12 protein-coding genes and 2 pseudogenes are annotated in these 15,071 nt (G+C 63.9%); 9 read left to right on the top strand and 5 right to left on the bottom strand.

Going from position 1 to position 15,071, the window contains the following annotated elements:
- Positions 1-18: 18 nt before the first annotated feature.
- Positions 19-3,675, bottom strand: a complete 3,657-nt coding sequence (locus tag ACQCSY_RS04635; protein ID WP_427133577.1) for a TM0106 family RecB-like putative nuclease — start codon at positions 3,673-3,675, stop codon at positions 19-21.
- Positions 3,676-3,796: 121 nt separating this feature from the next.
- Between ACQCSY_RS04635 and ACQCSY_RS04630 the strand changes: the two are divergent.
- From ACQCSY_RS04630 to ACQCSY_RS04600, 7 genes and pseudogenes are all read left to right on the top strand, one after another.
- Positions 3,797-3,940, top strand: a pseudogene (locus ACQCSY_RS04630) (nucleoside deaminase); the annotation flags it as partial.
- Between the two features lie 149 nt (positions 3,941-4,089).
- Positions 4,090-5,409, top strand: coding sequence for a histidinol dehydrogenase (gene hisD / locus ACQCSY_RS04625; protein WP_427135680.1), 1,320 nt, complete (start codon positions 4,090-4,092; stop codon positions 5,407-5,409).
- Between the two features lie 29 nt (positions 5,410-5,438).
- The gene (locus ACQCSY_RS04620) at positions 5,439-6,251 is read left to right on the top strand and encodes an ABC transporter substrate-binding protein (RefSeq protein WP_427133575.1); all 813 of its coding nucleotides are present in this window, start codon (positions 5,439-5,441) and stop codon (positions 6,249-6,251) included.
- 83 nt (positions 6,252-6,334) lie between these two features.
- Positions 6,335-6,988, top strand: a complete 654-nt coding sequence (locus ACQCSY_RS04615; RefSeq protein WP_427133573.1) for an amino acid ABC transporter permease — start codon at positions 6,335-6,337, stop codon at positions 6,986-6,988.
- Positions 6,981-7,832, top strand: coding sequence for an amino acid ABC transporter ATP-binding protein (locus tag ACQCSY_RS04610; protein WP_427133571.1), 852 nt, complete (start codon positions 6,981-6,983; stop codon positions 7,830-7,832). Before ACQCSY_RS04615 ends, ACQCSY_RS04610 begins: the two co-directional genes overlap by 8 nt.
- Positions 7,833-8,092: 260 nt before the next feature.
- Positions 8,093-10,531, top strand: a complete 2,439-nt coding sequence (locus ACQCSY_RS04605; RefSeq protein WP_427133569.1) for a Tex-like N-terminal domain-containing protein — start codon at positions 8,093-8,095, stop codon at positions 10,529-10,531.
- A gap of 283 nt (positions 10,532-10,814) precedes the next feature.
- On the top strand, positions 10,815-10,985 hold the full coding sequence (locus ACQCSY_RS04600; protein ID WP_427133568.1) for a hypothetical protein: 171 nt from the start codon (positions 10,815-10,817) through the stop codon (positions 10,983-10,985).
- A 226-nt stretch (positions 10,986-11,211) separates the two neighbouring features.
- Here ACQCSY_RS04600 and ACQCSY_RS04595 read toward each other — a convergent pair whose 3' ends face one another.
- On the bottom strand, positions 11,212-12,078 hold the full coding sequence (locus ACQCSY_RS04595; protein ID WP_427133567.1) for a LysR family transcriptional regulator: 867 nt from the start codon (positions 12,076-12,078) through the stop codon (positions 11,212-11,214).
- A gap of 102 nt (positions 12,079-12,180) precedes the next feature.
- Here ACQCSY_RS04595 and ACQCSY_RS04590 point away from each other — a divergent pair, with 102 nt between their 5' ends.
- Positions 12,181-13,191 (top strand): DMT family transporter, encoded by a 1,011-nt coding sequence (locus tag ACQCSY_RS04590; protein ID WP_427133565.1) that lies wholly within the window; start codon positions 12,181-12,183, stop codon positions 13,189-13,191.
- 80 nt (positions 13,192-13,271) lie between these two features.
- Here ACQCSY_RS04590 and ACQCSY_RS04585 read toward each other — a convergent pair whose 3' ends face one another.
- Together ACQCSY_RS04585 and ACQCSY_RS04580 are read right to left on the bottom strand one after the other, a co-directional pair.
- Positions 13,272-13,856 carry a putative glycolipid-binding domain-containing protein gene (locus ACQCSY_RS04585; RefSeq protein WP_427133563.1) on the bottom strand — a complete coding sequence of 195 codons (585 nt, stop codon included), beginning with the start codon at positions 13,854-13,856 and terminating at the stop codon, positions 13,272-13,274.
- A gap of 88 nt (positions 13,857-13,944) precedes the next feature.
- Entirely contained in the window at positions 13,945-14,439 is a 495-nt protein-coding gene (locus ACQCSY_RS04580) for a GNAT family N-acetyltransferase (RefSeq protein ID WP_427133562.1), read from the bottom strand.
- 107 nt (positions 14,440-14,546) lie between these two features.
- Here ACQCSY_RS04580 and ACQCSY_RS04575 point away from each other — a divergent pair.
- A pseudogene (locus tag ACQCSY_RS04575) lies at positions 14,547-14,813 on the top strand (recombinase family protein); the annotation flags it as partial.
- A 5-nt stretch (positions 14,814-14,818) separates the two neighbouring features.
- Here ACQCSY_RS04575 and ACQCSY_RS04570 read toward each other — a convergent pair.
- Positions 14,819-15,010, bottom strand: a complete 192-nt coding sequence (locus ACQCSY_RS04570; protein ID WP_427133560.1) for a hypothetical protein — start codon at positions 15,008-15,010, stop codon at positions 14,819-14,821.
- Between the last annotated feature and the right edge of the window lie 61 nt (positions 15,011-15,071).

Genomic DNA, 15,071 nt, shown 5'->3' with positions numbered 1-15,071 from the left:
CCCAAGTGTGGGCATGTCCTACGCGCTGATTGCGACAGACCTCTGGCACAGGCCGATGAAGCCGCCCAGCTCTTCCATACCCTCGGGATGCGTGGGGAGGTAATTGGTGAGCTCGGGCGCGCGGACCACGACGGCGCGCCACTGTCCGCGGGAGACCGCCACGTTGATCCGGTTGCGCGAGAGCAGGAACTCCATGCCCCGCGGCGCCTCGGCCACCGCCGAACAGGCCATGGACACGATCACCACCGCGGCTTCCTGGCCTTGGAATTTGTCCACGGTTCCCACCCGGACGTTGGGGAGGGCGGCGCCATCGAGGGCCTCGCGGATCAGGTTGACCTGGGCGTTGTAGGCCGCCACCACCAGCACGTCGGCAGCGTCGAGCGGACGGGTGCCATGTTCGGTATGCCAGGCGAGCCCCAGATGGCGCCGCACCTGTCGCACCACCTCGGCAGCCTCCTCCGGAGAGGACGTGACGTTGCCGCTGTGCTCGACCAGGACCGTTTCGATGCCGGCAGGAACACCGTCCAGGCGCCGGAGGTCCGCTGCCGGGGCTGACCGCAGCCGGCCCTCGTAGGAGAGTTTGGATACGGCCCGGCACAGCTCGGAGGTCATCCGCCATGAATCCGCGAGAAAGTACCCGAGTTCCGGCGGCAGCGTGGCGTGGCCTGCCGAGATCCAGCCGAGCGCCGACTCATCCACAGGCTCGGGATGCGAGCCCTGGCTGACCTGCGGCAATTGCTGGGGGTCACCAAGCAACAGGAGGCGGCTGCTGGCCTGCGCCACGGCCAGGGTGTTGGCCAAAGAGAACTGGCCGGCCTCGTCAATCACCAGCAGGTCCAGCGACCTCGCAGGGACTGTGGCGCCGGTCATCGTCCACGCCGTACCACCCACCAGCGCGCCGCCCGGGGAGCTGAGCAGGCGCGCGACATCCGTGGCCAGACGCTGGTCCCAGGCGAGCGGCTCCTCGTGCTTCACGTCCTTGGCGACCCGGGAGGGGTCGACGCCAGCCTTGGTGACAGCGGTTTTCAGCAGGTTTTCAACGACAGCATGGGACTGCCCGACGACGCCGACTTTCCAGCCCCGGGCTACCAACCGGGCGATGACATGCGAGCCGACATGCGTCTTACCGGTTCCCGGCGGGCCCTGGACAGCCAAGTAGGAGTGGTCCAGGGCTTCGACGGCCTCCGTGATGGCATCAATGAAACGGTCCGGTCCGTCGCCGGGTGCGGGCAGGGCCCGGCCGGTTGAAAGCCGCGGCGGGACACGCCGCACCAGGTCCAGGGCGGGATGCTTCTTGAAGCGGCCGGCACCAGCACCCGAAGCCCGCAAGTCCGAGGCGACGTCATCCGCCAGGACGGCCAGTGCTTCCTCGAGGTTCTTGGTCTGGAGGGGCTGGTCTTCGGTAAGCGCGATGGGCAGCTGCGAATACGGCTCGATGTTCCTTTTGAGCTTGTCCCGGATAATGACGGTGTCTTTTCCGTCCTCATGGCCCAGTTCCAGGACCTCCGTGCCGAACCAGCCGTTGCGCCCGGTCCCGTTAACGCCCGTGCCCTCGAGTCCGGCCGGAAGCGGGGGCTCGTACATTCGGAACCATTTGCTGCCCTCGCGGAGATCGGAGCCGGGGGTTACGGTGCCAATCAGCTTTACCCGGCGCTCCGGAAGCTTGGCGCCATCCCCCCACCAGTCCTCCAGAACCTCCGCGTCCTCGACCAGGAAAACGTTGCGGTCCTGCTGGTGACGCGTGTCCGGGCCGTTCTCGCAGCGGTCAAAGTGCGCCCACCAGAAAGCCTTGCGCTCGCGGCGGTGATAGCTCACGGCCGCCGCGAGCATGGCGACCGCCTTCCGGTCCGCATCCGACAGGCCCGTGCCAGGTTCGGAGTACTCGGCCAGCACCAGTTCGGCAAAGCTCAGGGCGGCATCCGGCCCAGACTCCCCGTCCCCGTCCCCGTCCCCGTCCCGGTCCTCGGAACCTGAAGCCGCGCCCTTGCCGTGGGACGCTTCAGCCGTCCCGCCGCCCGGCAGGATCCCGCGCTGCCGGGCCAGGCCGAGCAGCCAGTTCCGGATTTCCAGCGTGGACAGGCAGTCGTATTCGTTGTAGTCGGCGATGCCGGCGAGGATCTCGGCGGCCTCCTCGTGGCGATCGTCGTCGCGCGCATCGCAGTACTGGGCGTAGGCAACCACGGACGCCCCGGCGTCTTTTACGTCCCCCGAGCGCAGGTTCGTCCCCATGTAGAGCGGCTCGAGCTTCTTGATGCTGTAGGAGTTCTCGGAGATGCGAATGCTGCTCAGGACGGTCTGGTAGAGGTCCACCAGGAGGCCGTCGCGCAGCCACTGGTCCACGGTGTCCTCGCCGGCGACATGCATGACGGAGAGCTTGCGCAACGCTGTTTTCTCGTAAGCGGCGTAGTGGTAGACGTGCATGTCCGGGTACTGGCCGCGGCGCTTCTCCACATAATCCAGGAAATCCAGGAAAGCCTGTTTCTCAGCCTCCCGACTGTGGGCCCAGAAAGGCTTGAATACGCCCTGCCCGCGGGGCTCCGTAGGTGCTTCGATCACGCCGAACAAGTATTCGAGACCCCAGACGCCGGTGGCGCTTTCCTGCCACAGGGGATCGCCTTCGAAATCGAAGAAGATGTCGCCGTCGCTGGGCGGTGGCAGCTCGGCCAGCGTGTTGTCGGCGACCACGCGGTAGCGGAGGGTGTGTTCTTCTTCGTCCTTGACGTACCGCACGCCGCCGTCGGAAGCGCCGACGCCGCTCTGCATCCGGGCCTGGTCCTGCAACCGCAGGAGCGAGGCGTTCGCCCCGGGAAGGCTGGCTTTCGCCAGTTCATTGACGGTGAAAATGCCTTGCTCGTGGAGTTTCTTGCGCTGCGCGGAGTTCATCCGTGCCACCAGGAGTAGATCGTCGCTGGCCTTGACCTGCTCCCGGCAATAGTCGCATCGGCCGCAGGCGGAAATTCCGGCGGCGCCCCAACGAACAGTCGCGGGCTGCGCGAGGTGCGCGGACGTGAGTGCGAGGAAGCGGTCCCGACGCTCGCGGAAGACAGGCAGGATCTCCGAGAGTTTGTGGTGACTGCGGACGTAGTCGAAGCCGCCGTCGGCGAGGGCTTCCGTGGCGCCGAGGACCAGGGTGACCTCGGGATCCGGGGCAATCCCAGCCTTCAGCAGCTGGTCGCCGTAGGCAGCGAGCTGGAGCAGTGCGGTCACCTTGGCGTGGCGCGCGAGTTTGGTGTCGAACACGGCGTAGCTGCCGTCGGCCTGGCGCACCAGGAAATCGGAGCGGCCATGGAAGTGGCCGTCAAAGAAGGCCGCCTGGAACACGACGTCGGCGCCCGACCTCAGCGCCTCGATGGACTCATGGTGTTTGGCCGCCAAGGTGACGCGGTCCATGGTATCGGCCGGAACGACGTCGTACACGCCGCGACTCGTGGCCGGATCCCATGGTCCGAAATCCGTAACAAAGCGGCCAAGGACGTTGCGCTCATGGACGTCGCCGAGGTCGGCTGCGCGCTTGAGCATTTCGTCGTCCTCGAAGACCGCTTTGGGGGAACGCCCCAGCTTCTCGTCGAGCTTGCGCAGCAGCTGGTACTCGCAGGTGGCCGCGATGACGAGGTCGCTCGCGGAAAAGACCAGATCCTGCACGTGGCCCGGAACTTCCGGTTCAAGAAAAAACACTTCGCCCCTGCCGCCCCGTTGCCATTGATGTCCTATTGCCAAGCTATCAAAGCCCTCCGACAAATTGATCGCCGCCCGGGCTCCGACTCCCGGCGTAGCTAGGGCGCAAGCGGGCGCATGGGTCATCCAGTTCAAGATCCCGCGCGTTGTGGTGGGCGAGGACAGGACGTTCCCGGGCGAATTCGAGCTCCTGCGTTCCCACTGCGTGGAGGTGGTGGTCGTGGACGACAAGCGTTGCGTCGACACGATGTTTGGCTGCGGTTAAGGGCGGCGAGATGGCTCGCACGGGAGCCCTGCCGGGCTCGTCAGGCACGCCTGCAATCCTGGCAACTAGGTGTATTGCGCATGGCTATGTATAGGCGCATCGTAATACTCAAGGGTGTCCTGTGCGTATCTCAGAACAGGTGATTCGTGATGTGGATCGGCGAGGCCGACAAGGCATTTATCCGGGGCAATTTCACTGCGCTTAAGGAACCCGAAATCGGGGGCGTCGCTGCTCAACGCATTCCGGAAGTCATTCGTTCCGTTTCCGAAATGCTCGCCGACATCGAGAAGAACGGCATGGACGCCGTTCTTAAATACTCGCGGAAACTGGACGGCTGGACAGGCAACGACGTCGAGATCAGCCAGGCTGAACTGGCTCAAACCGGTGACCAGCTGCCCCCTGCACTCCGTGAAGCACTCGGCGCCGGCGCGGAGCGCACCCGCCTGTTTGCCCTCGAGCAACGAAAACGCCTGACCGACTTCGAGACGGAAATCCTGCCGGGCGTCGTGGCAGGGCAGAAGTACATCCCTGTTCCCCGGGTTGGCGCCTACCTTCCTGCCGGGCGCTTCCCCATCCTCGCGAGCGCCTTCATGACCGTGGGCGTCGCCAAGGCGGCTGGCGTTCCCAGCGTCATCGCGTGCACTCCACCCACCAGCCCCACCGGTGGGCACCCCGCGGTTCTGCACGCAGCCTACCTTGCAGGGGTTGATAGGGCATTCGCCATCGGAGGCGTGCAGGCACTGGCCGCCATGGCATTTGGACTGCTCGGCGAGCAACCCGTGGACATCCTCGTCGGAGCCGGTAATGCCTACGTTACGGAGGCCAAGCGCCAGCTCTTCGGGAGGGTAGGCATCGATCTTCTCGCAGGGCCGTCCGAGGTCGCTGTCATCGCTGACGGATCCGCAGATCCGGAACTCGTTGCAGCAGACCTGCTGGGCCAGGCCGAACATGGTCCGCAGTCACCGGCATCCCTGGTCACCACATCGGCGTCCCTGGGCGGGGAAGTCATCGGCCACATCGAAAAGCAACTGGAGACGCTGTCCACCCGGGACATCGCCGGTCCGGCCTGGCGCGATTTTGGAACGGTGTACGTTGCCGATGATCGAGAAACGGCCGTGGAAATCATGGATCTGCTGGCTCCGGAGCATCTGGAAATCCAGACCGTCGATGACAACTATTACCTCGAGAACCTCAAGAATTATGGCTCCATTTTCTTGGGGCCATGGTCCACCGTCGCGTACTCGGACAAAGGCATTTCCGGCACTAACCATGTGCTGCCCACGGGAGGCGGCGCACGGTCCTCGGCCGGTCTGTCCGTGGCGAGGTTCCTCAAGCCGCTGACGTTCCAGCGGGTCGAGAGGGAGGCTACTCCGCAACTGGCCCATTACGTTTCAGAGATTTCCGCTTTCGAGGGCATGGAAGCCCACAAAGCCACGGCGACGCTCCGACTCAATCGTTTCAACCGCTAGTACTGTCCCCCTCTATCAAAGGCACCACGATGAAAAGTTCGATCAAACTGAGCAGGCGCCTCAGGGCTCTGCTACCCATGGGCGTTGCCGCTGCCCTGGCGCTGTCGGCGTGTGGCTCCGGTTCATCCACCAGCGGGGGCGGCGGCGGCGAACAGAAGACCATCACCATCGCCACGTCCAACGATGCCCCCTTCTCGTTTACCGATCAGGCAACTGGGGAACTCAAGGGGATTGACGGCGAGATGATTAACGAAATTGCGGCCAAAAAGGGGTGGAAGGTAAAAGTCTTCACGTCCGAGTTCGCCACGCTTATCGCTGCTCTGTCGGCCAAGAAGGCCGACGTCATCGTCGATGCCATGTACATCACGGACGACCGCAAGAAACAGATTGATTTCACTGACCCCTGGTACACCGAGGGCGAGGCAATGGTGGTGCCGGCAGATTCCACTCTTGCATCCCGGGACGATGTCAAGGGCAAGGTCCTCGGCGCACAGACAGGCACCGTGTTCAAAGACCTCATCGAATCCTTGGGGGGAAGCCAGGTGAAGCTCTTCGATTCGCAGGCGGCTTTGCTTGCAGCGGTTGAGAACAGGCAGGTTGATGCTGTGTTCACGGACAGCGCAGTTGTTGGGTACAGCCTGGTGCAGAAACCGAATCCGAAGCTGAAGCTTGTGACGCCATACACGCCGTTCTACCCGGGCATCATCGGTGCCGGTGTCCGCAAGGACGATACCCAGTTGCTGAAAGACCTCAATGCCGGACTGGCAGACCTGAAGAAATCACCGAAGTACCTTGAGATCCTCAAGAAGTACGGCCTGACCGAGGCCAACGCAGCTAAGTAGATTCGCGCACAGCCGGCGGCCAGCCTGACGGAATAACGACGCCGACAGCCGCCGGCCATGCCCCCTAATCGAGGGATCCCTTCATGGACTTCATAAGAAACACCCTCGCCGTTTTCCCGGCATTACTTATCGCTGTACCCGTTGTTGTGCAATTGGCGCTTGGAGCCATGGCGATCGCCCTTATCTTGGGCCTGCTGATCGCCCTGGCGCGAATCTCCAGCATCAAAATCCTTCGCGGCATCGCGACCTTCTACCTCGAGGTCATCCGGGGAACCCCGCTGCTGGTGCAGTTGGTCTACATCTTCTTCGTGCTGCCGAGCATCGGAATCGAAATCGAGCCGGTCCCGGCCGGCATCCTGGGCCTCGGGCTCAACTATGCAGCCTATCTGTCCGAGGTGTTCCGGTCTGCCATCCTGTCGGTGGAGCACGGCCAGACCGAGGCTGCACTATCGCTCGGATACACGCCGACCAAGACACTGTGGAAGGTCGTGATTCCCCAGTCGTTCGTCGTCTCCATGGGACCAATCGGAAATTACTTCATCGCCATGATCAAGGACACCGCCCTCACCTCGGTAATCGCAGTTACGGAAATCCTGAAGACGGCCAATATCCTCAACAGCCAGACGTTTCAAACCACGGCCATTTACACCGCCGCGGCCATTCTGTATCTGATAATCAGCCTCCCACTCTCGCGCGTCGTGGTGGTGCTTGAACGAAAGGCACGCTCCAGTGGCTGACGACACCATCATCAACGTTCGCGACGTACACAAAACCTTCGTCTCCGAAACGAAGCGTCCACTGTGGAGCCGACTTACCGGCCGGACCCACGAGCAGAAACGAGTCGAAGTACTCAAGGGGGTCGATCTAACGGTCCACCGCGGCGAAACCGTCGCCATTCTTGGCTCCAGCGGATCAGGCAAGAGCACGCTATTACGCTGCATCAACAAACTTGAAACCATCGAGGCCGGGAGAATCTATGTCAACGGACACCTCATCGGCTACGAGGAGAAGGACGGGGAACTGATCAGCGAGAAAGCGTCCATCACCGCAAAAAAGCGCACCGATATCGGAATGGTCTTCCAGCAGTTCAACCTGTTTCTGAACAAGACCGCACTCGGCAACGTCATGGCGCCGCTCCGCGACGTCAAGAAAATGTCGGCCACGGCAGCCCGGGAAATCGCCATACCCACGTTGGAGCTGGTGGGCCTCGGCGACAAGATGGAGAACTATCCGAGCAAACTTTCCGGCGGTCAAAAGCAACGCGTCGCCATTGCACGTGCCTTGGCCATGGAACCCAGCGTCATGCTCTTCGACGAACCGACGTCCGCGCTGGACCCCGAACTGGTGGGGGAGGTCCTTGCGGTGATCAAGAAAATCGCCCAGCAGGGAACAACAATGGTCATCGTCACCCATGAAATGCAGTTCGCCAGGGAAATTGCTGACCGTATCGTCGTCATGGACCAGGGTGTTATCGTCGAGCAGGGGCCGCCGGAAGCCATCTTCACGCACCCCCAACATCCCAAGACCAAGGCTCTCCTCAGCCGGTCGGGAATCATCCCCAGGGAGTCTCCGGACAGCTGACCCAAGAGGAACGACGGCGCCGCCCGCCCGGGCGCCGCCGTCGTTCGCGCCTGTCAGCCGGACGCAAGCGGTCGGAGGATGTCGTGCTTGTTCGAGCAGACGGCAGTTGCCCTACAGGAAGGCTTCGCGGCCCGTTCCCTCACGGAGCAGCAGTTCGCCGTCTTCGATAGACACGAGGAGGCTCTTCGGTTTGCCATGCAGCTTCTTGGAGGCGGCCGACTATGCAGCCGTCCCCGGCCACGTAAGGCAAAATGTTTTGGGTGACCCAACTCCCGCAGCGCCCTTCCAGTTCCCCTGCAACCCCGGACTCCGCCATCCACACCCAAATAGCCGGGGAGCTCGGCGTCAAGACCTGGCAGGTCAAGGCCGCCGTTGAGCTGCTCGACGCCGGGTCCACCGTGCCCTTCATCGCCCGCTACCGCAAGGAAGCCACCGGGACGCTGGACGATACGCAGCTCCGCGAGCTCGAGGAACGGCTGCGCTACCTCCGCGAACTCGAAGACCGCCGTCGGACCATCCTCGAAGCGATCGCCGCGCAGGGCCAGCTGACCCCGGAACTACAGGCCGCCGTCGTCGGCGCGGACACGAAGTCGCGGCTGGAGGACATCTACCTGCCGTTCAAGACCAAGCGGCGGACCAAGGCGCAGATCGCCCGCGAGGCCGGGCTGGCGCCGCTCGCCGACTCGTTGCTGAAGCGGCCGGAGCTGGATCCGGAGCGGGAAGCCGCCAAATACCTCAACGCCGAACACTCGATCGGCGATGCCGCCGCGGCGCTCGCCGGTGCCCGCGCCATCCTGGTGGAACGGGTCGCCCAGGACGCCGACCTCGCGGCCACGCTCCGGGAACGGCTGTGGACCCAGGGCCGGATGGTGTCCCGCGTGAAGAAGGGCAAGGAAGCCGAAGGCCAGAAGTTCAAGGACTATTTCGAGTTCTCGCAGGCGCCGTCCGGGATGCCCTCGCACCGGGTCCTGGCGCTGCTGCGCGGCGAGAAGGACGGGGTGCTGGAGCTGGACCTCGCAGAGGCGGAGCCGGCCGACGACGCCGCCCTCGCCGCCGCCCGCGGCCGTTACGAAGCCGCCGTGGCCAGGTTCCTCGGGGTTGCCGACCGCGGCCGGCCCGCCGACGCCTGGCTGCTCCAGACGGCCCAGCTGGCCTGGCGCTCGCGGGTGTTGGCCCGGCTGACGGGGGATCTGCGCAGCCGCATGTTCGCCGCGGCGGAGGACGAGGCCGTACGGGTGTTCGCGGCCAATCTCCGGGACGTGCTGCTGGCCGCCCCGGCCGGAAACCGCGCCACCCTGGGCCTGGATCCCGGACTGCGCACCGGGGTGAAGGTCGCGGTTGTCGATGGAACCGGCAAGGTGGTCGCGACGGACACCGTCTATCCGCACGCGCCGACCCGGAAGTGGGACGAGGCGCTGCGGACGCTCGTGGGGCTGGCGCGGCAGCACGCCGTCGAACTCGTCGCCATCGGCAACGGCACCGCCTCGCGGGAGACGGATAAGCTCGCCGCCGAACTGATCAAGCAGCTCTCCATATCAGGGCAGGCGGACCCCGCACGGAAACCGCAGAAGCTCGTGGTGTCCGAGGCCGGCGCCTCGGTGTATTCGGCGTCGGCGCTGGCCGCGGCGGAGCTGCCCGGGATGGATGTGTCCCTGCGCGGCGCGGTCTCCATTGCGCGGCGCCTGCAGGACCCGCTCGCGGAATTGGTGAAGATCGAGCCGAAATCGATCGGCGTCGGGCAGTACCAGCACGATGTCACGGCCGCGAAGCTGGACCGCAGTCTCGACGCCGTCGTGGAGGACTGCGTGAACGCGGTGGGCGTGGACGTGAACACGGCTTCGCCGGCGCTGCTGAGCCGGGTGGCCGGCGTCGGGCCGCTCTTGAGCGAGAACATTGTGGCGTACCGGAACGAGCACGGACCCTTCGCCAAGCGCAGCGAGCTGAAGAAGGTCCCGCGGCTGGGCGCCAAGGCGTTTGAACAGTGCGCGGGCTTCCTGCGGATTACCGGGGGAGCGGAGCCGCTGGACGCCTCGAGCGTGCACCCGGAGGCGTATCCCGTGGCGCGGAAGATCATGGCGGCCGCGGGCGGGGCGGCCGGTGGAAGCTTCGCGGCGCTGAACGCGCAGGGCTTCGTGGACGGCGCGTTCGGCCTGCCCACGGTGCAGGACATCATTGCCGAGCTCGAGAAGCCGGGCCGCGACCCGCGTCCGGCGTTCGCCGCGGCAACGTTTTCGGAAGGAATCGAGAAGATCTCCGACCTCAAGCCCGGGATGGTGCTGGAAGGAACCGTGACAAACGTGGCAGCGTTCGGGGCGTTCGTCGACGTCGGCGTGCACCAGGACGGCCTGGTGCATGTGTCCGCGCTGGCCAATCGCTTCGTGTCCGATCCCCGCGAGGTGGTGAAGTCCGGGCAGGTGGTCCGGGTCAAGGTCTTGGAGGCCGATCCTGAGCGGAAGCGCATCTCCCTGACGTTGAGGCTCGACGACGAACCGGCACCTTCCGGGGGACGCGGCGGATCCCGGCAGGACCGTCCGCGGCAGGCGCCGGCTTCGCCGTCGCGGCCCAAAGCCGCGCAGCCTGAAGCCGCCCAGCCTAAAGTTGCCCAACCAACGCCGCAGCCTAAAGCCGCGCAGCCTACAGCCGCGCCGGCCAACACGGCGATGGCCGAGGCCTTGCGGAAGGCAGGGCTCGGCAAGTAGTCTGCTACCGATTGTCGCTGCTTTCCCACCGCTCGGCGCACAGGTATGACATTTGGTTGCGATCTGCACTGTCAATTTCCGAAGGCAGTGCACGAATGTCAGAAGGACCCTTGATTTGTAAGGGGGCTGAGTGAAAGGCGCTGGTCGTACCGGGGTGCAGGAGACCGTGGCACGCTCAAATTAAGTCCGGGTCTTCTGTTGCCCGACGGATACAGGTTTTGGTTCCTCATCGCTGCGATACAACGGCAAGATCTTCGCGATGTTGGTGTGTGATCAACTCGTTGTGAAACTCCCTGCTGCCCGTGTCAGCGCGCTTGTGGAAGGCGGCGACGGAGACCTCTTCGATGCGAACAACGGCACACCGATGAAACTGTGGCTTGTCCTCAACGAAAGCTCTGAGCAGCCCTGGCTGGGGCTTGTGCACGAGGCTTTGGTTTTTGTCCGGGGCAGCTGATCTCGGAGGTACCGCGGCGATCACGACGCCGAGGCGAGTCATAACTGTGTCTTCGGGAGCCAGATCGCGAATCAGTTCCCGCAAGCCTGACCTTTCTGCGCGCGACACTTTTCGTCCCGAACGTGGAACGCTGAGCGGACTCTTTTCCGAGTCACGGCGAATCTCACGGTGCTATTCGTGTAGCAGCTGTCCTCAATCTGGCTGCTAGTCCGCGTCGGTGTAGAACTCAGAAATTCGTCGCCGAAGTTTCGGCGATGTCGCGCATTCGTTCGATGCCCGGATGCCATGGGCGCCCTGAGGGTCCGGCGAAGACGAGGGTGCGTTCCAGATGCGGTTCGAGTTCGACCATCACGAGGGTGTCGGCCAGCATCGAGCATGCAAGGGAGGGCAATATCGCGACGCCGAGTTCAGCCTCGACCATGCCAAGCAGGGTGCTGGTTTCGTGAACCCTCTGCGCCGGCGCATAAGGAATTCCGGCCATCGCGTGGATGGCGGTGATCTGGGGTTCACAGCCACTGGAGGAGGCCAGCAGCGGGTCCTCAAGGAGATCGGCGAGGCTGATGCGCTTCTCGCCGGCCAGCGGGTGGTCAGAGCGGAGCACGGCCCGGAAGTCATCGCGGGCCAGGACGATGGAGCCGGAGGGAATCGGGTCGGGGTCGATGAGAACGGCAGCGTCGACCGCGCCGCTGGCTAGCCAGAGTTCCAGTTCGTCATCGCTGCCCTCGAACAGGCGGATATCGAGCCCGGGAAGTTCTGCACGCCAGCGTTTCAGGAGTTCGGGGACAAGTCGATGAGAGGCTGTCGGCGCCGCCGCGAGGCGAACCATGCCTCTCACGAGGCCTTCGCGCTGGATGTCGACGGTGGCCCGCAGGGCGCGCACGTTAGCCAGGACGCTGCGGGCATGAGGCAGGATTGCCTCGCCCAGGGACGTCGTCGCGATCGTGGGCGTGCGGACGACGAGAGGTGCACCCGACGCACGCTCCAGCGCTGCGAGGGCGTGCGAGACGGCAGATTGACTCATCCGCAGATGATCAGCCGCGGCGCCGAAACCACCCTGGTCCATGACGGCGACAAAGACGTCCAGCTGACGCAAGGAAAGCGACCTTAGATCTATTTCCGTCATAGGCCTATGCATCCGATTCATTTGATTCATGACCTGAGTTTAGCTGAGACTGACATCAAGGAAAGATGAGGTGTGAGCGTGACAAGTCGATCGACAATATCTGACGGACATGGCGCCGGTCTGGGCGCCCAGTACTTGGGCGCGGCCGCGGTATGGGGTGCAAGCTTCCTCTTCATCAAGGTGGCCGTCGGAGGGCTCTCCCCTGCACAGGTGGTCCTTGGCCGGCTATTCTTCGGCGCACTGATTCTCGCCATCATCATGCTCGTCACACGTCGACGGTGGCCACGCGGCCTGCGCGTCTGGGGTCACCTAACGGCGATCGGAGCACTTATGTGCGTCGTCCCGTTCCTTTTGTTCTCCTGGGCCGCGCAGTACCTTCCCGCCGGGCTGTCCAGCATTTACAACGCGACGACGCCGATCGCCACCATGCTTGTCGCGTTGGCGATCCTTCCCGACGAGCGTCTTACCAAAATCAAAACTGCTGGCCTCTTCGTAGCCGCTGGCGGCGTGATCCTCGTCGCCGCGCCATGGGACGCCTTAACAGACACAGCCAACGGCACGTTCGTCTGGGCGCAGGTGGCCTGTCTGGGAGGAACCACCTGCTACGGGCTCGGGTTCTCCTACACACGACGTTTCCTCCGCGGACATGACTACGACGCCATTACCGTCTCCGCGTCCCAGATTGGCGCCGGAGCAATCATCATCCTGCTTCTCACACCCTTCATAGGTACCGGTCCAGTCACCTTGAATCCTGGCATCGTTGGAAGCATCCTGATACTCGGCGGCGTCGGAACGGGGATTGCCTATATTTGGTACACAAATGTCATCAACGCCTGGGGTTCTACCATGGCCTCAACCGTCACCTACCTCACCCCGATCGGCGGCGTCATCCTCGGCGTCATGGTTCTCGGCGAAACAATCCGCTGGAATCAAATCGCAGGAGGAACCGTCGTCATCATCGCCATACTCATCGGCCAAGGGCGACTGCGGCCACCACAACGCCGAAGAGGCACGGGGATCAACACGGGAACACAGAAAATAGGACACGATGAAGACCAAAGTGCGGACATCAAGACGCGATAGTGCCCTCTCGTCCCATAGAGGGAACCTTCAGCGGGAAGGCGACTGAACGGCGACCCTCCACCGGGATGCCGTGCGCCGCCTCAAACGAGGCGGTCAGCGATCCCCGGGTAGCTGAGGACAAGGCCGGTCCCGTCGTAGCTGATGTCGCACGAAAACTCGAAGGCAGGGGCGTGATATCGGAAGATCGGACCCTGATCGCCGTCCTCGCGACGCACGTAGTGCTGTTCGAGCCGCTCAACAGCAAGTTCCTTTACTCGAACATACGCTGCGGGCGCTGACAGCGTCTCACCCACGGCGAGGTCTGCTCGCCGCATCGGCAATGCATTGGTCATCGCCGATGATTCCAAGTCGATGTCAAGACACCCATCCAGCTCAGGTGCTGCCGTCCCGTCGAGAGACCACCGTCCGCGGCCGTCGGTTTCCACCTGAAGACTGGCTGTTACATCCCCGCCGACCCTTGCGGTCACTGTCGCTCGACGCGTGGCGAACGCCGCGTCGAGTTCGACCTCGTAAGCGACCCACCAAGGAGTGCCGGCCTCCACCGCCGTCGTGGATCCCGTCGCCACCCACCCCCCACGACGACGCCCGAAGGCCACCGCCTCAAACCCAGCGCGCGTGTTGCCGTGGCCCCACGCGGCTGTGGCTGGCAAGTCGGAGAACGTCATAGGCCAATCATGACGCGCTCCTCGGACAAGCGCACCCGCCCGGGGCTCAGCGCTCTCCTGATGGCCTAACCGTCTGCGGGTGCGTGAGTTAGAGGTTGGCACCGTAGACATGCCGTTCCCGGCCACCATCGGTCGCCACGAGCTCGAACGTCAAGCCGATCTTCTCCGCGACTCGCTGGGAAGCCACGTTGCTTGGATGAATGATCGCCACCAAGTGGGAAACGCCGAGCCCGTATGCGTGATCTTTGCAAGCTACAGCCGCCTCGGAGGCGTATCCGCGTCCCTGCAGATCGGCTCGAACGTGGAACCCGACCTCGAGCTCGCGACGACCTTCGACATCCTGCCACGTGAGGCCACAATCTCCGACGAACGTCCCGTCGCTGGTTTCTACTATCCAGAGCCCGAAGCCGTGCTCGGCATAGTTCTTCTTGTTCCAGTCGATCCAGAGCTGGGCTTCCATGCGCGTCTTCGGCGCAGGGTAGTACTCCATGACTACGGGGTCACCGAGCATCCCCGCCATGTCGTCCAGGTCGTCGTCGGTCATTTCACGGAGGTGGAGACGTTCCGTCTGGAGGCTAAACACGCTTCGAGCCTACAGTCGCAGACGATGGCCCGTAAGCCGGTCCTCCACCGGACACAGGTGCCATCCACCGCGCGCGTTGAGCCCACTGGCCACTGGGAACGCAAGACCTGTCCGTCGAACTGACCGGTGACGGGGCCGTACATGGCACACTGTTCCGAGATAGGAATCGTGTGGGATCGCGCGAGGCCCTGGCTGCGTGCCGACAGGTGATGCCTTCGCCGTCACCAAGCTTGACCGCCTGGTGCGTTCCGTCCGGGATGCCCACGAAATTCAACGTTCTGGCGATGGTCGCCGAGTTCGAAGCCGACCTCCTCCGGATGCGCACCCGCGAAAGAATGAAGGTCGCCAAGGCCAAGGGCCGGCTCCATGGAAAGCAGCGCTAGCCCAACGAAGCACGCGCCCGGGCTTTGAGCGCCTCGACGAGTTCCTCGATGCCGGTGACCATGAAGCTGACGACCGGGTACGGCGGCGGAATCCGGTCCGGCATCTCGCTCAAGGAAATACTTGAGCCCGATGCGGCGCCGAAGAGCATGGTGAGTCTCCCTTGGCTCAAGGGCTCGTCGGTTGCCACTCAAATGCCGCCACCTAAATCCTGTCAGGATCGCAGGGGTTGCGGAAGTCTCCGCGGGCAG

It is taken from the genome of Pseudarthrobacter sp. S9 (genome assembly GCF_050156545.1).
Taxonomy (GTDB): domain Bacteria; phylum Actinomycetota; class Actinomycetes; order Actinomycetales; family Micrococcaceae; genus Arthrobacter.
This window is presented reverse-complemented; position numbering and strand designations above follow the sequence as displayed.